Genomic DNA, 18448 nt, shown 5'->3' with positions numbered 1-18448 from the left:
AAAAGAATCCTTCTATAAAAGGAAGGATTCTTTTGTTTAGTGTTTTTATCAAGTAAATACTTTAAAATGTACACTGTTTTGATGTTTTATTTGTTTTTCGAATATGACGTAATACTTCTTAAGAAAATTCCTAATCCTGCAAAAAAGAATCCTAAGCATAATAAGCTGCCTGGCGTTCCCCAAGTAATTTGATCTAGCATTTTTATATCCCCCCATTTACCCCATATGAATTAACTGTAAAACTTTCACTTTATTATTATATAGTATTTTTTGGGTGTAATCCAGAATTATCCATACTACCAAATTGAAAAAATAATCTTTTTGTAGAAATAATAGCGTTTTTGGTGTGCAAATCTTTCAATAATGCACACTAGACCTTTAGAAAAAGAAAAACCTTACATGAAATGAAATCAATATAAATGTAGCTTGATATAATGGGATGGACACGGTATTTGTTACAGGCTTTTACGGATTATTATGTAAGAAGGTATTAAAACTTGAATTTTAAGTGCATTTAAAAGTTAGTATTAATGTTTTAATATCTATATAATTAAATGTTTATTTCTGTGATATAGTAAGAAAAAGGGGGCTTACAAATGGAAATCATTCACGAAAGAGCAAAGCTACGGTTAATGGATGGTAATGATGTCGAAACTTTGTTTTCGATTGTAGAAGGAAATCGGGAAATTTGGGCGTATTTAATCTCTAAAATGGATAGTGTGCAAGATATGCAGCAATATGTTCAAAAAGCGATACAAGGTTATGGAAAAGGTACGCAAATACCTTTCGTTGTAGTGGATCAACAGACGAATAAGATTGTAGGAAGTACACGTCTATATAATATTTCGGTAGAAGATAAAACAGTCGAGTTAGGACAAACGTGGTATCATCCAAGTGTCCAGCGTACGAGTATAAATACAGAGTGTAAGTATATGCTTCTCCAGTATGCTTTTGAAAAACTCCATATGCTCAGGGTACAAATTAAGACGGATGCAAGAAATGAAAAAGCACAACGAGCAATTGAAAGGTTAGGCGCAGTAAAAGAGGGTGTGCTTAGAAATGAAAGAAAATTACCGAATGGTTATGTGAGAGATGCAGTTGTGTACAGTATTATCTCAAGTGAATGGCCAGACGTGAAAGAACAATTGTTAGAAAAATTAGAGTTGTATAAAGAAAAGCTATAATTCGTGTTTTGAAAGGTATATTGTTCGTAAGGCATGAAAAATATACCTTTTTTCTTACAAAATGCTACTTTATTTTAATTCCTTTTGTTTCATCGTTCCCTTCTGAGAAAAAATTCGTTACAATGTAGTTGTATGGTAATAAACTTATGAATTTAAAACATGTAATGAAAACCGCAAATGAAAATGAATTGATAATCCTCAATTTTAAATGAAAACCCTTTTATACATAAATAACAAGTAAAGTTCCTTCTTTTAAATAAACTCAAACAAAACGATTTGATATAAATGTTTTTTTATAGAAGTATGGATGATGTACGGAGGCAATTACAAATGAAAGAAAATAAGAAGAGTAAGAAAAGGCGAATCTTTCAAGTATTTTTACTAATGATTTGTTCTGCTATTTTATATGTAAGTTATGCAGCTTACGATATTTGGAGTTATCGTTTTAAAGCAAATGATGACGTAAAAACGGATGCTGGTATTGTACTAGGAGCAGCTTCATGGAACGGAAAACCATCTCCTGTATTTAAAGAAAGAATTAATCATGCGATTTCTTTATATAAGAACGGAAATATTAAAAAGATTATTTTTACAGGTGGTACAAAGTTCGAGGCCGAACTTGAGGAAGCGCGTACTGCAAGAGTATATGCAATGAAACAAGGTGTAAAAGAGGAAGATATTTTAATTGAAACAAAATCCCTTTTCACTGAAGAAAATTTAAAGAATGCGAAGGAAGTTGGAATAGAGAACGGCATACGCACATACACGATTGTAAGTGATCCACTTCATATGAAACGCGCAATGAGAATCGCAAAACATATTAATATTGAAGCGTATGCTTCACCAACGCCGACATCAGCATATAAAACGTTAGATACAGAAATACCATTCTTCTTTAAAGAATTATTCTCGTATATTGGATATGTAACCTCGTTGCCATTAAAGGCATTGAAGGGAGACTAATAAGAAAAGAACCTATCTTTAAATAGGAACTTTTCTTATTAGTCAAAAACATTGTATTTTTATCGGAATAGTGAAACAATAGAGAGGTAGCTTCATATAATCATAATGACAAAATGAACGGTTTATGAATCGAACATAAAGGAGATTATAGTATGGCACTCTCATTTGTTGAAACAGAAAAACAATCTTTCATTATTGAACAAATAAATAAATTGATTCCGAAGTTCATGGAAAGGGAGCATCAACTAAGTGAATTAGGATCATTTCCGTATGAAAATATAAATGATTTGAAACATATCGGATATACGAAATTAACGTTACCGAAGGAATTTGGTGGTAGTGCGATTTCTTTATATGACTTCGTTCTATTTCAAGAGAAAATTGCGGAAGGCTGCGGGGCTACTGCATTATCGATTGGCTGGCATCTTGGCATTGTGAAAGAACTAGCGGAAAATCGCTCTTGGAATGATGAGATGTTTAAATGGTTTTGCGAAGAAGTGCGAAATGGGGCGCTCTTTAATAGGGCAGCAACAGAACCGAAAACAGGGAGCCCGACGCGTGGCGGTAAACCAGAAACAATAGCGGTTCAACAAGGCGAGAAGTGGGTTATAAATGGAAGGAAAACTTTTACAACGATGGCACCAGTACTTGATTATTTTATTATTTCAGCAAGTATGGAGGGCAAAGAAGAAGTTGGTGAGTTTGTCATTCCAAGAAATACAATCGGTGTATCCATTGAAGAAACGTGGGATAGCGTTGCAATGCGAGGGACTGCTAGCCACGACCTTGTCTTACAAAATGTAGAGATAGACAACCGCTTTTTTACGGATGTAAAAGGCGGGAAAGTGAAACAAAAGGGTATTGGCTGGTTGCTACATATACCAGCATGTTATTTAGGAATTGCACAATCAGCAAGAAATTATGCAGTTCAGTTTGCGGGATCATACAAACCAAATAGTTTAAACCATTCTATTAGTTTATTACCGAATGTTAGAAGATTAGTTGGAGAATTAGAACTCGAGCTTATGCAAGCTCGCGTCTTTTTATATCAAATTGCAAAAAAATACGATGAGGCAGAAGATAAACTGTCACTGCAAGCAGAATTAGCGGCAGTGAAATACGCCGTAACAAATGCGGCGATATCGATAGTGGATAAATCAATGCGCATCGTAGGAGCAAAAAGTTTATCAGAAAAAAATCCGCTTCATCGTTACTATTTAAACGTAAGAGCAGGATTACACAATCCGCCGATGGACGATGCAACACTGTCTATGCTTGCGGATGCGGCGTTTCGATCGTAGTTTTTTTAACTTGAATTTTATTGTTTATGTACAATATAGTTGTTTTGAAAGCACGTGTTTGATTAGTAATCGAACACGTGCTTTTTATGTGCAGGAACGTACCAAGTTGAGATGTAGGTTTTTAATATAAATGGTTATCATGGTTTTGTGATTGTTTCTTGTTGAAAAATTCTTATCGTAATGCCAATTTGGAACCTTTATAAATAATTACTAAATTTAATCCCAAATTAATGGTCTTTCCAAATCTACCATGCGTAAATATTGTAAAAATTGACCTGCATGGACCGCATCATGATAGGCAATTCGTAATAGCATATCGCCTAAATATCGTTGATAGCCAACATCGCTTCGATCAATAAGTCTTGCATCTAGCTCTGCTATGCTTATTGATTGAACATATTCTATGAAATCGGCAAAACATGATTGTGCTAATTCAATTTCTTTTTTAACACAAGTAATTGGCTCGTCATCATACGGGATATGTATGTCGTTTATTGAGCCGTTGTTTTTTAAAATCATATGATAGTAAAAAGTTGAGGTCCATACGTGACGAATCATTTCACCAAAGGACATAGCCTCGTGATCAGGCTTCCAATTAAGAAAATTATCGGGAAGAGAATTCCATAATTTTTCTGAGCGCCTTCTCGTTTCTTTCAAATTTAATATACTAAGATCAATTGCATTCATAATACATTCTCCTTTACTGTTAAATTTAAAATAATTGTATCAATTTAATAGTTAGGGTATCATCGAAATATGAATGTATATCCGAATATCTCATATATAGCTAAACTTATTGCTGAACCTACAAGAGCAATCATCTTAGATTGTTTAATGAATAATCAAGCACTACCTGCTAGCGAATTAGCTTATATGGCAAAGGTGTCACATCCAACAATTAGTTCTCATCTTTCTAAATTAGTAGAGGGGAATCTACTGACAGTTGAACAACATGGTAGACATCGTTACTATCGACTTGCTAATCAAGAGGTAGCAGAGGTTCTTGAAAAGTTAGGAACAATCGCACCAACAGTTCAAGTTCGGTCTTTAAAACAATCAGATCAACTAAAACAAATTCGTTATGCTCGAACTTGTTACGATCATCTTGCAGGTAGACTCGGTGTAGAGATAACCGAAAAATTATTAGATAAGGAATTTATCATTTTAGAGAAAGGAGAATACATTGTAACGGAACAAGGTAAGCGATGGTTTCTGAATTTTGGAATAAATATTGAAACGGCAAATATAAAGAGAAGAATATTTGCAAAACCTTGTCTTGATTGGAGTGAACGACGCTACCATATTTCTGGTTGGTTAGGATCTGCAATAGCAAAACTATTTTTTGAACAGGAATGGATTACAAAAACGGATAAGAATCGGGCTGTCCATCTTACAAGAAAAGGTATGAAGTTCTTGAAAGACGAATTAGGCATTGACATGGAAAATAAAGAAATGAAATAACCTGAGTCTATACAAATGTAGACTCAGGTTATTTCATTTCTTTTAAAAATCTTTAGTGATATTTGCGCACGACAAATTAACCTCACTTGCTTTACGGAAAGAGATTAGCTGAAAAAATAGTAGTTGAGACGATTCTATTAAATTAGTAATCATATTCATTGAAAATTATGCGTAAGAATATAGTAAATGAAGGGAGATATAAAATGAATAAAGTGAAACTGAAAGTATTTAATATAAAGTATGTAATGATATGTCTTTTATTCACAATTATATGTATTCTCACTTCATTCTTCATTTCTAGTAATTCAAACGTATTTAAATCTTATTATATTAATCAATTATTAGGAACGAATTCTACGAAAGGCCTTATGTATATGATAGGCAGTGAAAATCGTTATTTTGCCGAAGAATTTCATAAAGAAAAAGGACGAGCGTCTTTGGAATCTTTTTTACTTTCACTTTCTACAAATATTAATGTAAATGACCTCCGGAGCTTATTAACTCGAGAACTTCCAAATATGAATCAATTTTATTCAGAAATATTAATTGCCGGGGAAGGAACAGATTATACGAACATTCCTGAAGAATCCAGCATTCCTTTAGAGAATATTCAAGATAAAGGTACTGCTGTTAAACACCCAAAGAGTGAGAAAGAAAACAATTCAAATACACAAAATAACGGTGAAAATAAAGTTTTTATTTATCATACACATAGTTGGGAGTCGTTTATTCCTCTCATTCCAGGTGCTACTAAACCTGATGATGCCTCTAGTACAAATAATGAAGTGAATATTACGTTTGTTGGAAATTATTTAAAACAAAAGTTAGAAGAAAAAGGAATAGGCGTTTCACATGATACGACAAATATGAGGGACTTTCTACGAAATAAAAATTTAAACTGGGCCCAATCTTACAAAGGGTCCCGTCAAATATTACAAGATAAATTAGCACAAGATAAAAATATTATGTTTCCCATTGATCTTCATAGGGACGATGCACGAAAAAATATTACGAAGAAAACGATTAATGGAAAGGATTATGCACGACTCTATTTTATTTTAGGTCGAGAAAATCCTAACTATGAAAAAAATAAAAAAATAGTAACAGCAATCAATTCATATTTAGACGAGAAGTATTACGGTTTAAGCCGAGGCATTTTTATTAAAGATCGTAAAAGCGGGAATGGAGTATATAATCAAGATCTTTCTCCAAATGCATTACTTATTGAAATGGGAGGGGTAGATAATACTCCAGAAGAACTGTATGCTTCCGTAGACGCATTAGTAGAAGCATTTAGCCATTATTATAATGAAGTAACAAAGAAAAATAACTAAATATAGCGGAGAAATTTAGTGTTTTTGTAAAATGAAAAGGAGTGACACCTAGTTAGGCGTTCTAGGGGGTTACTCCTTTTTTGTAGAATATGAAAAATATAAGATTACCAATACACGTTATCAATTGAAAAAATCTTTCTTTTCATTCTTCTTTTTATCGTTTTATAGGAGAATGCTATGCTTCTTATTTCACCTACTGTATAATAAGAAAAAAGCACGAAAAGAGGTTATCTCATGCTAGAGGTTATTGCAACATGTTTAGAAGATGTGAAACGAATTGAACGAGCTGGCGGGAAGCGAATTGAATTAATTTCATCTTATACAGAAGGCGGTTTAACGCCGAGTTATGCATTTATTAAAAAAGCGGTAGAAGCAGTACATATACCGATTCACGTTATGATTCGTCCGCATGCGAAGTCTTTTACATATACGGAAGAAGAAATTGAAATGATGAAAGAAGATATTGTAGTTGCTCAGAAATTAGGAGTAGCTGGTGTTGTATTAGGTGTATTAAATGAAAAGAATGAAGTGGATGAAGAGAAACTAGCGAATTTATTATCTGTGGTAGATGGGATAAATGTCACATATCATCGTGCAATAGACGACACGGAAAATCCAGTAGAAGCAATGAGAACGTTAAAGAAGTTTCATAAAGTGACTCACGTCTTAACTTCAGGTGGACAAGGAAATATAGTAGAGAATATTCCGGTGCTTACAGATATGCAAAAGGTAAGCGATGGTCAAATTCAGCTTGTAGCTGGAGCTGGTGTGACGAAAGAAAATATAAAACGATTGCTAGATGAAACTGGAATTTCGCAAGCTCATGTCGGTACAGCTGTAAGAGAAGGGAAATCATGTTTTGCTGAAATTGATCCTAATTTCGTACAAGAATTAGTTCAAATCATACAATAAACAATTAAGAAAGAGGAGAAACGATGAAGGAAAATACGAAGAAAGAATTATTCTCATGGGCGAAAACGATAGGATTTACCCTTGTATTAATCGCAATTATTCGCGGTGTTTTATTTACACCGTCATTAGTACAAGGCGAATCGATGATGCCGACTTTAGAAAATAACGAACGAGTTCTCGTCAATAAGATTGGTTATAGTATAAGTGGATTAGAACGCTTTGATATTATCGTCTTCCACGGAAAAGAAGGATACGATTTAGTAAAACGAGTAATTGGTTTACCAGGCGATACAGTGGAGTATAAAAATGATGTTTTATATGTAAACGGAAAAGCGATGGAAGAACCATATTTAAAAGAGTTTAAAGAAAAAGCAGCAGGTCGTGTATTAACTCCAGACTTTACGTTAGAACAAATTACAGGAAAAACGAAAGTGCCAGAAGGCCAAGTGTTTGTATTAGGTGATAATCGTGAAGTTTCTAAAGATGGTCGTATGTTTGGATTTATTTCAGAAGATGAAATTGTCGGAAAAGGACAAGCTGTTTTCTGGCCGTTGAAACAAGTAAGAGCGCTATAAAGAAAAAGTATGGGGGAATATATATTCTTCCATACTTTTTTTATTGGAATTTTTAATTTAACGGTTTTGTAGCAACATGTACCGTGGAAAGGGAGCCGTCTCTATTTTTAAAAATAATTTTATATTCACCGTCAGGAAGCCAATCAGTCCAGTGAATATCGAATTCACTTATCGCTTGTTCCCCAGGTTTTAAAGTTCCGTCAATCATCCAAGAACCTTTAGCATTATACAAAGTATAACTAAAAGTAGAATCACCTGTATTTTGTACAAGAACGCTTAAGTTATCTCCACTAAAATAGTTGAAATGATAAGTAGTTGATCCGAAAAAGGCAACATCTTCGTTAGTTATGGCACGTTGTAGCTTAGTATCCTCGTTTGTTGCAAATGTCACATTATAACCTATACAAAAAGATAGCATAATAGCAGGAATCATTAGCAGCTTTTTCAAAAGAAACACTCCTTATATTTTATTTTACAAATATCATGATAATTGAAATGTATTGAAAGTGTAATAGTTTGATGTATGAATTTACAAATGTATTTAATTATTTACGTTTTTTAAATGACTGACAAATATATCGGAGTATGTGCTTGAAAAAAATATTGATAGAATTGAAAGAATATTTTATAATTTTAAATTATATGTTTGTTTCATAAAATGGAATTTAAGTTCCGGAATTCAGAACAAGAAGGAGATAGAATGAGTATAAATAAAACGGCAGTTAAGACAATGGATATTTTACAGTTGTTTTATGAGCATGAAGAGCTAAGTTTAACAGAGATGGTTCAGCTTACAAGTATGCCGAAAACATCTGTTTATCGTTTAATTGGCTCGTTAGAAGAAATGGAGTTTTTACAAAAAAACGAAAAGGGGAAATATCATCTAGGAGTTGTTTTTTTACGGTTCGGTCAACTTGTTTCACAAAGACTATCAGTAAGAAATATTGCGATTCCATATATGAAAGAGCTTAGAGATAGTTTAGGGCAGGCAGTTAATTTAATTATTCAAGATGGTAACGACGCGATTTATGTGGAAAAAATGGAAGGCGTTCAGCCTGTACGCGTGTATACGGCGGTTGGAAGAAGGGCGCCACTTTATGCTGGTGCATGTCCAAGAATTTTACTATCGTACTTTTCTGAGGAAAAGAAACGGAAATACATAGAGGAAACGAATTTAAAACAGTTTGCAGATGGAACAATCGTAGATAAAAAACAATTGCTAGAAGTGTTACAAATAGCGAAAAAGGAAGGACATACCATTAGTTATTCGGAGTTAGAAAATCATACAGCAGCTATAGCAGCGCCTATTTTCGCAAATGATGGAACGGTTGTAGCAGGCATTAGTATTTCAGGATTAGCAATTGAGTACAGCGAAAGTAACATTTCATATTTTATCGCGAAGGTGAAAGAGACAGCGAATCGCATTTCGAAAGAACTCGGCTTTTTGGCATAGAAAGAGGGAATAGGATGAAATTTTCTGCGTTAGGGGATCAAGCAATTATTGTTACATTTGGTGAAGAAATCGGGATGGATGTATATGAAAAAGTACAACGACTATTTCAAGCGTTGCAGCAACATCCGTTTGTAGGGATGGTTGAATGTGTTCCGTCGTTTACTTCATTGGCCGTTTACTACAATTTGTATGAAGTATGGAAGGGAAATGATAGAAAGATAAGACCATATGATTACGTATGCCAATATATAACTGGAATGTTAGATACGTATAAGGAAGAGCTGAAACGAGATGTGAAACATATTTCTATACCTGTTTGTTACGGGGGAGAATATGGACCTGATTTGGAAGAGGTCGCACATTATCACGGTTTACAAGTAGAAGATGTCATTCGCATACATAGTGAAACAACGTATTTTGTATATATGTTAGGCTTTACACCAGGGTTCCCATATTTAGGAGGACTATCAAAAGAACTAGAAACACCTAGAAAAGAAATACCGCGGTTACAAATCTCTCCTGGTTCGGTAGGAATCGGCGGAAATCAAACAGGTATTTATCCGCTTGAAACACCGGGTGGATGGAATATTATTGGCCGAACACCAATCTCCTTATTTAATCCGGAAGAAGAAACACCAACCTTTATTCAAAGCGGCATGTATTTACGATTTATCCCAATAACGAAGGAAGAGTACGTATCACTTGAGGGGGCTAAAGAATGGATGTAGAGGTTTTGCATGCAGGGATGTTTACAACAGTCCAAGATTTAGGACGATCTCATTATCAACAATACGGTGTGCCAGTTGGCGGGGCGATGGATCAAAGTGCACTTCGGATGATCAATATGTTAGTTGGTAATGAAGAGAATGAAGCGGCACTCGAAATGACGATAATGGGACCGAAATTGTTAATAAAGAAAACGACGTTACTTGCGATTGGCGGTGCGGATATGGAACCGTTACTAAATGGGGAGCGTATACCATTATGGCGTCCCATTTTAGCGGAAGAAGGTAGTATGCTTTGCTTTGGAAAAGTGAAAAGTGGTTGCAGAACGTATGTGACTTTTGCAGGTGGTATCCATATTGATCGTACGATGGGAAGCAAAAGTACTTACATACGTGCTGCGATTGGAGGTATAGAAGGAAGAATGTTGAAAAAGGGTGACTACTTCCAAATTGGTGTACAACCAGAAATGGCGAATCGTTTCATTCAAGACTTACAAAAAGATGAGAGAATAAAAACGAAATGGGCAATTAGCAACAGCGTACTACCAAAGTATAAGAAACATCCTAAGCTTCGTGTCATAGTTGACTTTGAATATAATCAATTTACAGAAGAAAGTAGAAAGGCATTTTTTACGAAAGAGTATAAGGTATCTAATTATGCTGACCGTATGGGCTATAGGGTTGAGGGAGAAGTATTAAATAGGATGGAAGAAAAAGAGATTTTATCGAGTCCTGTTACATTTGGAACCATTCAAGTTCCTAATGGTGGACAGCCGATTATATTAATGGCAGATAGGCAAACGACAGGTGGCTATCCGAGAATGGGAAATATCATTTCAGTAGATTTACCTCTTCTTGCCCAGCTAAAGCCGGGGGACTATGTTTCTTTTGAGAAAATTTCGCTTGAAGAAGCGGAACAATTGTACATAGAACAAGAAGTAAATATGAATCTATTAAAGAAATTCATTGCTTTACGAAGCTGAAATTAGGAGGGAAACAGTGTGACTACAATTGATTTAAATTGTGATTTAGGAGAAAGTTTTGGCGCTTATAAAATGGGGAATGATGATGAAATTCTCCCGTTCGTTTCCTCAATAAACGTTGCTTGCGGTTTTCATGCAGGTGATCCGTCCGTTATGCGTCAAACAGTTGAAAAGGCAATGCAACATAACGTTGCGATAGGGGCACACCCCGGATTTCCAGATTTAATTGGATTTGGTAGAAGGAATATGAACGTTCCAGCAAGTGAAGTATACGATTATGTTCTATATCAAATTGGTGCATTAGACGCTTTTGTAAAAGCGGCAGGCGGGAAGATGCATCATGTGAAGCCGCACGGTGCCCTATATAATATGGCAGCGACTAATCCTGAGATTGCAGATGCAATCGCGAAGGCAATTTATCATAGTAATCCAAATCTATTATTTTACGGATTAGCAAATAGTGAGGCGTTTATACAGGCTGCGGAAAAATACAATATAACTCTCGTACAAGAAGCTTTCGCAGATCGTACGTATAAGCAAGATGGAACATTAACGAGTCGTACGGAAGAAAATGCGCTTATAAAAAATGAAGAAGAAGCGATAAAGCAAGTGCTTCAAATGGTGAAAGAAGGCTATGTAAATTCGATGAACGGGCAGAAAGTAGCAGTTCAAGCGCAAACGATTTGTTTACACGGTGATGGAGAAAAAGCAGTACAATTTGCGAAAAGAATATACAGAACATTCGAACATAATGGTATTTCTATTTGTGCACCGAAATAAAAAAATGTGGGGAAGTGTTGGAATTGGTGAAATTAATCGGGATATTACTAGTTGCAGTGGGCTTTTTATTTAGATTAAATACACTTTTAGTCGTTATGGTTGCAGGTATTGTTACTGGTATGGTTTCAGGATTAAGCTTTTATGATGTGATTAGCATGTTCGGTAAATTTTTCATAGAAAATAGATATATGTCTATGCCTATCATACTAACTTTACCGGTAATCGGAATTTTAGAGCGTTACGGTTTGAAAGAAAGAGCAGAAGCACTTATAACGAAATCAAAAGGTGCAACAACTGGAAGAGTATTAATGTCATATTTTACGATAAGAGAATCATCAGCAGCACTTGGACTGAATATTGGTGGTCATGCACAAACGGTAAGACCACTCGTTGCACCGATGGCAGAAGGGGCTGCGCAAGGTAAATACGGTAAGCTCCCTGAAAAATTAAGAGAAAAGATTAAAGCAAATGCAGCGGCTGCGGAAAATACAGCTTGGTTTTTCGGAGAAGATATTTTTATCGCAACTGGTGCGATTCTATTAATGAAAGGGTTCTTCGATTCAGTAGGTATGCATGTCGGAGTATGGGATATGGCGCTTTGGGGTATCCCAACTGCAATATCTGCACTTATTGTAAGCTGGATCAGATTTAAAAGGTTTGATAAATATATAGCAAAAACGATGGAATCAAAAGAAAAAGAAGAGAAGGAGGCAATATAAAATGAACATCATCACAATGGATACAATCTACTATGTATTAGGTATAATCGTTGCCTTTATCGCTGTACGTATTGCCTTTGATCGTGAGCATCCAAACCGATTTGGTTCTAGTTTATTTTGGGCGTTGTTTGCAGTTACATTTTTATTTGGAAATGTAATCCCTTCGTTTTACGTTGGCTGTATTGTACTCGCTATGGTTGTGTTAGCTTCACTAAATAAAGTAACAAAATCAGAGGAGAAAGAAGTTCCAGTAAAAGAACGTGTAAAACATGCGGAGAAATTAAAAAATAAAATCTTTATGCCTGCACTATTAATTCCTATTTTTACAATTATCGGTACGTTAACGTTAGGAAAAATCAAATGGGGAAATGTCTCCCTTGTTGATCCAGATAAAGTGACATTAGTTGCATTAGCACTAGGAGCATTACTTGCATTCGTTGCGGCAATGCGTATTACAAAATCAAAAATAACAACACCTGTTCAAGAAGGAAGTCGATTATTACAAGCTGTCGGCTGGGCTGTTATTTTACCACAAATGTTAGCAGCTCTTGGCGGTATTTTCGCGAAGTCTGGCGTTGGACAAGTCGTTTCAGATTTAGTTGGACAAGTATTACCGACAGAGTATCCGTTCGTTGCTGTTATGGCGTATTGTTTAGGAATGATGCTTTTCACAGTTGTAATGGGAAATGCTTTCGCAGCATTTGCTGTTATTACTGGCGGCATTGGTTTACCTTTAATTGTACAAATGCACGGAGGAAATCCGGCGATTATGGCAGCACTCGGTATGTTTGCTGGATATTGCGGAACATTGCTTACGCCAATGGCAGCAAACTTTAATATCGTTCCGGCAATGCTTTTAGAGCTAAAAGATAAAAATGCAGTTATTAAAGCGCAAGTACCAATTGCTCTTTCAATCTTTATCATCAATATGTTTATTATGTACGGCCTTGTATATCGTTTCTAATTAGGAGGGAAAACTATGAAAACAGTATTATTAACAGGATTCGATCCGTTCGGCGGAGAAATCATCAATCCAGCTTGGGAAGTCGCAAAAAGTTTGCATGAAAAAACAATCGGAGAATACAAGATTATTAGTAAACAAGTACCCACTGTATTTTATAAATCAATCAGCGTATTAAAAGAGTATATAGAAGAACTAGCACCGGAATTTATTATATGCATTGGACAGGCTGGGGGCAGACCAGATATTACGATAGAGCGTGTCGCAATTAATATTGATGATGCAAGAATTGCTGACAATGAAGGAAACCAGCCGGTAGATGTACCAGTCGTAGAAGAAGGACCAGCTGCTTATTGGTCTACACTTCCGATGAAAGCAATTGTAAAAAGACTACAAGCAGAGGGCATACCCGCTTCCGTTTCACAAACAGCAGGTACATTCGTTTGTAATCACTTATTCTATGGTCTCATGCATGAACTAGAGAAACAGGATCAGAAAGTAAAAGGCGGATTTATTCATATTCCGTTTTTACCAGAGCAAGCGAGTAATTATCCAGGGCAACCGAGTATGTCACTTTCTACTATTCGTAAAGGGGTAGAGTTGGCAGTTGAGGTAACGATGACCGTTGAGGTGGATATAGTAGAAATTGGGGGTGCGACGCATTAAATAATAGTAGATTAAAGAGGGCTGATGTGGCCCTCTTTTTGTATTTGTATGAAGATGCAGTATGGAATACAAAGAGGGAGATTGTTGTAATAGGAGCAGTCTAACATATACGGAATTGTTTCAAATAAAAGGAAACTTTTAGCCAAAGAAAGTGAGCGATTCCTTGTTTATGCTGAAGGAAATGGTGGGAACCAAACATGGCATTATCAGATTTTAATATGTTTTAGTTTTTCTAAGAGTGACTGTAAAGATTATCTCACCTATTATTTGTAAATAATTTGTGAGATAATCTTTTTTATAGTGATAATTCCTATAATAAAATAAATCAATAAATATTTTCATTAGTGATTGTTTAGGTGTAAAAAATGTATTAACGAAATGAGTGAATTGAATGGATGAATTTGAAAAATTAATTATTAGGAGTAAACAGCTAGATAATGAATCCAAGTTGTTACGAAAAGATATGAAAATGGTTATAGATGAAAATGAAAGGGTTATAGAAATTGCTAAGAACTCGAATTTTTATTTGAATGATATCGATAGAAAGTTTGCTGAAGCAACGAAATTAGACATCAAGGATTATCCCTTTTTATTTTTAGCGGTATCCTTACAATGTTTAAGGCAGTATCTTTTAACTCCTTTTGAAGAAAGAAATACTCACGATGTTAGTGAAAAGGAATACAAAAAAAGAGAAAAAGAGATTTTCAATAACAAGTTTAGTCAAAAGGCTAACAAAGGAAACAGCATACCTTATTCTGCCTCGCTAAGTGACATAATAGCTAAGGGAGTTCCGTATGATGCGCAATTTGGCAGTCGAGATTTTGGCCTTGGCCTGAGTGGTAATGCGCATCGTTATAGAACACTGGGACATGATCCGTTATTAGGTTGGATATTCGGAACTTCGAACATTATGACCAGTACTCTAACTAACTCGCAGCTAAATACGTATCATATAGCACCCTCTCCGATGGCAAATGGTTATTTAAAAGCAAAAATAACGGAAGAGGCTGATACTGCAATTATGTTTGAGAAAGTAAAAAATCGGGCTTTTAATGAACCGGAGATACTTGGAGCTGCATTAATAAAACAAGGATTACATATAAAGTCTGATGAATATTCAAAAGCCGGCTTACCGATACCAGGTACTATTTTACTTTCACCAGAATTTTCTCAAGAACTTGCTCACTATGGTATTGATGCCGGCAATTTAAAAATAGTTGGTAAACAAGTGACATACTCTATGTTGATCAATTTATTAATAGCTATGCTTCATAGAATCTTCTATAACGAAGAAACATGTGGCTCATTAGATTTATATAAAGTGAAAACAAGAAAAATATTAATGTACTCAAATATAATCGCATCAGCAAGTAACCTTATTGTCGTAGCATTTGAGTCTAGGCGAAAAAGAAAACTAACTACAAAAAGATTAGATATCGGGGGATTGTTAGGTGCTTTATATCGTATTGCCACAGACACTAAATTTATAACAAATGTAAAAGCTGAATTCGTTTACAATAATTTCAATCAGCTAATACAAGGTGATGAATACAACTTCAATATTAAATAAGGGGTAGGAAAATGAAACGAAATTCGAATGACATAAAGAGCATGGAAAATCTTATTCCTAAGAAATATTCATGGGAATGTGACCCTATTTATACACGATTATTTAAATCAGAAAATGATTATTTAATTGAGGGCTATAAAACAGCAAGTGATGTTTACGATAGAATAATCACAGGATTAAACCTTGAATTTGAGAAATGGCTCTTCAAACTTGAGGTAACTGATATAGAAAAGCAAAGATTAATTGAGCATTTAATACTAGCTATTAGCAAGCTAAGAAAAGATAGTTCAAATGAATACAATGATGAACGAATGAAGTTACTGATTAGATGTTTAGATGTGTTTAATGATGATGTAAACTCTTATTCTTCTAATGAAATGAAACACTTGCCGTTAGATAAGGAATTTTCTGATTGGAGACATGTATATGATATTTCTAAAAAGTACTGAACTAAAATTTAAGAATGAAGGATATTCTAAATGCCAATCAATATTTAACGAAAAGATTGAGAAACAAAAGAGGATTTTTGATGAAAAAGCACGAGGTTTAGTGAGAAATCTAGATAAAAAAGAACAGTTAATCAAGGACTTACTTTTGATGTTACAAAAAGAAAAAAATAAACCGAATAAAGATCCAGACTATATTAATACACTGGAAAAGAGTATTTATGTGCTTCAGGAAGATTATAAAAACTTGGCGGAATTTAGTGCAAATAACGTATTACAAAGCAAAGGGATTCCAACTCAGGTGAAATTATTAGAATAAGTTGGATAGATAGTATTTTAGTAGCCCTCGACATGACTTCATTTACTTCAAAAAACTATTTCTTTTATTGAAACACTCTAAAAGAAATAGTTTTTTACATATATATACTTTTAGTAATCTTTATTTTATTTTATTTGTAAATATAGCAATAAGAAAACTCCAACTCATCGGTATTTTAAAACATAAATGAGTTGGAGTTTTGGTCTTGTATTCCCAGGTGTATCGTTCATCGAGTAAATTTATGACGCAGTCTTTATGTTTAAGAAGCTCTATTTTAGATAAATAGTCAGCTCTCTTACCAAGTTCTATTAGTCTATTAGGTGTGTTTTGTTTTCTAGGAACATTGATCCAACACATATAATATCGCATTTGTAATCAGTTGTGAATCCGCCTATATGTTAGTTCGTTTGGTTTGTATAGTCAATAGTTTTATGCCAGTTTGTTCAATTAAAATTAAATAACTTCATTTTAATTTTAATTGAACAGTAGTTATCTTGGGAACTTTAATTACGCCCCAAAAAGTTTTGGTGTAGATAATGTAACATAGTAATTAAATCGAATCGTACGACACCTCCTGTAAACAACTGGTATAATAAGTATAGCAATATACATAGAGGTGATTTTTGTGCAACAATTTGAAGAAGTACGTTTGATTTTAGAAAAAGCGAAGAAAATGACAGTATTAACAGGAGCTGGTGCAAGTACGGAAAGTGGTATCCCAGATTTTCGTTCAGCAAATGGATTGTATGCTGATGCGAATGTGGAAATGTACTTATCAAGAGGGTACTATAACCGAAGTCCGAAAGAATTTTGGAAGCATTATAAAGAAATATTTCAAATTAATACGTTTCATCAATATAAGCCAAATCGTGGCCATCGCTTTTTAGCAGAGCTAGAAGAGCAAGGGAAAGATATTACGATTTTAACGCAAAATATTGATGGTTTACATCAATTAGGTGGTAGTAAACATGTTATTGATTTACATGGAACACTGCAAACAGCACATTGTCCGAAGTGTAAAACGGGATATGATTTGCAGTACATGATTGATCATGAAGTGCCGCGCTGCGAGAAGTGTAATTTCATTTTAAATCCAGACGTTGTTTTATACGGAGATACGTTGCCGCAATATCAAAATGCGGTCAAACGTTTATATGAAACAGATGTGCTTATCGTTATGGGGACGTCACTCAAAGTACAACCTGTTGCTTCATTCCCGCAAATCGCAAAGAGGGAAGTAGGAGCAACAACCGTTTTAGTAAATGAAGAGTTAACAGGACAAGAATATAACTTTGATTATGTTTTTCAAAATAAGATTGGTGAATTTGTTGACGGATTGTCTTCAAGGAAATAAGTTATCGAAAAAACTGAGGTATCCGCCTCAGTTTTTTATTTGAGTAATCGTTATACTAAGCAGCGTGAAAACATGTCGATAATGTAGTAACAACATCTCTATAATTAATAAAAAAGTGTTTCGTAGGTAAAATAGCAGAGTAAGAAGTAGTATTATTTTTAACGAATACACAATCGTCATAAAGTAAGCTAATATGTAGCTGTTGTAAAGGTTTTATTTGGTGTTGTTTTATATATAAAACTAAGTCTTCGTAAAGTTGTCTACTAAAATCACTTACAGACCATTCTAATGAAAGCTGACCTGCTATGCTAGTCCGCCATACTTTAAAACTACATATTAATTCTTTGAATAATTCTTCATTACATAAATGATTATCAAAAAGCTTCTCATAAAACATATGATTTTCATCATAAAAAATTTGCGAATCATACTTGTCATTAGCCATTTGTTTGCGAAGTGAATGCCATAATTCTTTGAAATTTGCTTCAAAGTTAGTAGAAAAATTGAATTGTCTTGCTATGTAAGGAAATTTTAAATTTTCCTTTTTCTCTTTTTGGTTGAGATAAATATTTTGAATATAAATCATAAAGTTTAAACAATGGGGCGCATTAGTATGTATTGTAAATGAATCTGTCATTTTCGTTCTCTCCTTAAGTAATGTCTTTTATGAATTTATTTCTTTAGTATACAAATAAATGTAAACTAATGGTATAAAAATAAATTTGTACCATTTTTCTTTTAG

Annotated in this window: 21 protein-coding genes; 18 read left to right on the top strand and 3 right to left on the bottom strand. The window is 34.3% G+C overall.

Annotation, left to right across the window (positions count from 1 at the left end):
- Nucleotides 1-596 precede the first annotated feature (596 nt).
- The 3 genes from ACTFNE_RS09020 (at nt 597) to ACTFNE_RS09010 (ending at nt 3448) form a co-directional block, all read left to right on the top strand.
- A complete protein-coding gene (locus ACTFNE_RS09020) occupies nt 597-1184 on the top strand; it encodes a GNAT family N-acetyltransferase (RefSeq protein WP_000402574.1) in 588 nt (195 codons plus the stop codon).
- Between the two features lie 330 nt (nt 1185-1514).
- A complete protein-coding gene (locus ACTFNE_RS09015) occupies nt 1515-2147 on the top strand; it encodes a YdcF family protein (protein ID WP_046199436.1) in 633 nt (210 codons plus the stop codon).
- A gap of 152 nt (nt 2148-2299) precedes the next feature.
- Nucleotides 2300-3448 (top strand): acyl-CoA dehydrogenase family protein, encoded by a 1149-nt coding sequence (locus tag ACTFNE_RS09010; protein ID WP_046199437.1) that lies wholly within the window; start codon nt 2300-2302, stop codon nt 3446-3448.
- A 216-nt stretch (nt 3449-3664) separates the two neighbouring features.
- On the opposite strand, the gene ACTFNE_RS09005 is transcribed toward ACTFNE_RS09010, so the two are convergent.
- Nucleotides 3665-4135, bottom strand: coding sequence for a DinB family protein (locus ACTFNE_RS09005; RefSeq protein WP_000991268.1), 471 nt, complete (start codon nt 4133-4135; stop codon nt 3665-3667).
- Nucleotides 4136-4204: 69 nt separating this feature from the next.
- On the opposite strand from ACTFNE_RS09005, the gene ACTFNE_RS09000 reads away from it, so the two are divergent.
- The 4 genes from ACTFNE_RS09000 (at nt 4205) to lepB (ending at nt 7730) form a co-directional block, all read left to right on the top strand.
- Nucleotides 4205-4909 carry an ArsR/SmtB family transcription factor gene (locus ACTFNE_RS09000; RefSeq protein ID WP_046199438.1) on the top strand — a complete coding sequence of 235 codons (705 nt, stop codon included), beginning with the start codon at nt 4205-4207 and terminating at the stop codon, nt 4907-4909.
- Nucleotides 4910-5112: 203 nt separating this feature from the next.
- Nucleotides 5113-6243, top strand: a complete 1131-nt coding sequence (spoIIP, locus tag ACTFNE_RS08995) for a stage II sporulation protein P (protein WP_001045276.1) — start codon at nt 5113-5115, stop codon at nt 6241-6243.
- Nucleotides 6244-6477: 234 nt separating this feature from the next.
- Nucleotides 6478-7155: a copper homeostasis protein CutC gene (locus ACTFNE_RS08990; protein ID WP_109629772.1), complete on the top strand. Its 678-nt coding sequence runs from the start codon at nt 6478-6480 to the stop codon at nt 7153-7155.
- Between the two features lie 23 nt (nt 7156-7178).
- Nucleotides 7179-7730, top strand: a complete 552-nt coding sequence (lepB, locus tag ACTFNE_RS08985) for a signal peptidase I (RefSeq protein WP_000662493.1) — start codon at nt 7179-7181, stop codon at nt 7728-7730.
- Nucleotides 7731-7782: 52 nt separating this feature from the next.
- On the opposite strand, the gene ACTFNE_RS08980 is transcribed toward lepB, so the two are convergent.
- A complete protein-coding gene (locus ACTFNE_RS08980) occupies nt 7783-8178 on the bottom strand; it encodes a hypothetical protein (RefSeq protein WP_046199440.1) in 396 nt (131 codons plus the stop codon).
- 252 nt (nt 8179-8430) lie between these two features.
- Here ACTFNE_RS08980 and ACTFNE_RS08975 point away from each other — a divergent pair, with 252 nt between their 5' ends.
- The 11 genes from ACTFNE_RS08975 (at nt 8431) to ACTFNE_RS08925 (ending at nt 17706) form a co-directional block, all read left to right on the top strand.
- Nucleotides 8431-9183: an IclR family transcriptional regulator gene (locus ACTFNE_RS08975; protein ID WP_270705896.1), complete on the top strand. Its 753-nt coding sequence runs from the start codon at nt 8431-8433 to the stop codon at nt 9181-9183.
- Between the two features lie 14 nt (nt 9184-9197).
- The gene (gene pxpB, locus ACTFNE_RS08970; protein WP_144532485.1) at nt 9198-9911 is read left to right on the top strand and encodes a 5-oxoprolinase subunit PxpB; all 714 of its coding nucleotides are present in this window, start codon (nt 9198-9200) and stop codon (nt 9909-9911) included.
- A complete protein-coding gene (locus ACTFNE_RS08965; RefSeq protein ID WP_270705893.1) occupies nt 9902-10891 on the top strand; it encodes a biotin-dependent carboxyltransferase family protein in 990 nt (329 codons plus the stop codon). Before pxpB ends, ACTFNE_RS08965 begins: the two co-directional genes overlap by 10 nt.
- A gap of 18 nt (nt 10892-10909) precedes the next feature.
- On the top strand, nt 10910-11671 hold the full coding sequence (gene pxpA / locus ACTFNE_RS08960; protein ID WP_270705892.1) for a 5-oxoprolinase subunit PxpA: 762 nt from the start codon (nt 10910-10912) through the stop codon (nt 11669-11671).
- A gap of 23 nt (nt 11672-11694) precedes the next feature.
- Nucleotides 11695-12390, top strand: a complete 696-nt coding sequence (locus ACTFNE_RS08955) for a DUF969 domain-containing protein (RefSeq protein ID WP_000239800.1) — start codon at nt 11695-11697, stop codon at nt 12388-12390.
- Nucleotide 12391: 1 nt separating this feature from the next.
- A complete protein-coding gene (locus tag ACTFNE_RS08950) occupies nt 12392-13354 on the top strand; it encodes a DUF979 domain-containing protein (RefSeq protein ID WP_046199445.1) in 963 nt (320 codons plus the stop codon).
- A gap of 15 nt (nt 13355-13369) precedes the next feature.
- Nucleotides 13370-14017: a pyroglutamyl-peptidase I gene (pcp, locus tag ACTFNE_RS08945; protein WP_439997977.1), complete on the top strand. Its 648-nt coding sequence runs from the start codon at nt 13370-13372 to the stop codon at nt 14015-14017.
- A 391-nt stretch (nt 14018-14408) separates the two neighbouring features.
- Nucleotides 14409-15587 (top strand): hypothetical protein, encoded by a 1179-nt coding sequence (locus ACTFNE_RS08940; RefSeq protein WP_046199447.1) that lies wholly within the window; start codon nt 14409-14411, stop codon nt 15585-15587.
- Nucleotides 15588-15628: 41 nt separating this feature from the next.
- Entirely contained in the window at nt 15629-16036 is a 408-nt protein-coding gene (locus ACTFNE_RS08935; protein ID WP_217653815.1) for a hypothetical protein, read from the top strand.
- Nucleotides 16014-16352 (top strand): hypothetical protein, encoded by a 339-nt coding sequence (locus ACTFNE_RS08930; protein ID WP_016717883.1) that lies wholly within the window; start codon nt 16014-16016, stop codon nt 16350-16352. Before ACTFNE_RS08935 ends, ACTFNE_RS08930 begins: the two co-directional genes overlap by 23 nt.
- A 625-nt stretch (nt 16353-16977) precedes the next feature.
- A complete protein-coding gene (locus tag ACTFNE_RS08925) occupies nt 16978-17706 on the top strand; it encodes an NAD-dependent protein deacylase (protein WP_270705889.1) in 729 nt (242 codons plus the stop codon).
- A gap of 55 nt (nt 17707-17761) precedes the next feature.
- Here ACTFNE_RS08925 and ACTFNE_RS08920 read toward each other — a convergent pair whose 3' ends face one another.
- On the bottom strand, nt 17762-18343 hold the full coding sequence (locus ACTFNE_RS08920; protein WP_270705888.1) for a hypothetical protein: 582 nt from the start codon (nt 18341-18343) through the stop codon (nt 17762-17764).
- Nucleotides 18344-18448 lie beyond the last annotated feature (105 nt).

The organism is Bacillus cereus group sp. MYBKT111-2, from assembly GCF_051915205.1.
Taxonomy (GTDB): domain Bacteria; phylum Bacillota; class Bacilli; order Bacillales; family Bacillaceae_G; genus Bacillus_A; species Bacillus_A paranthracis.
The sequence above is the reverse complement of the archived record's forward strand: the minus strand, read 5'-3'. Positions and strand labels throughout refer to the sequence as shown.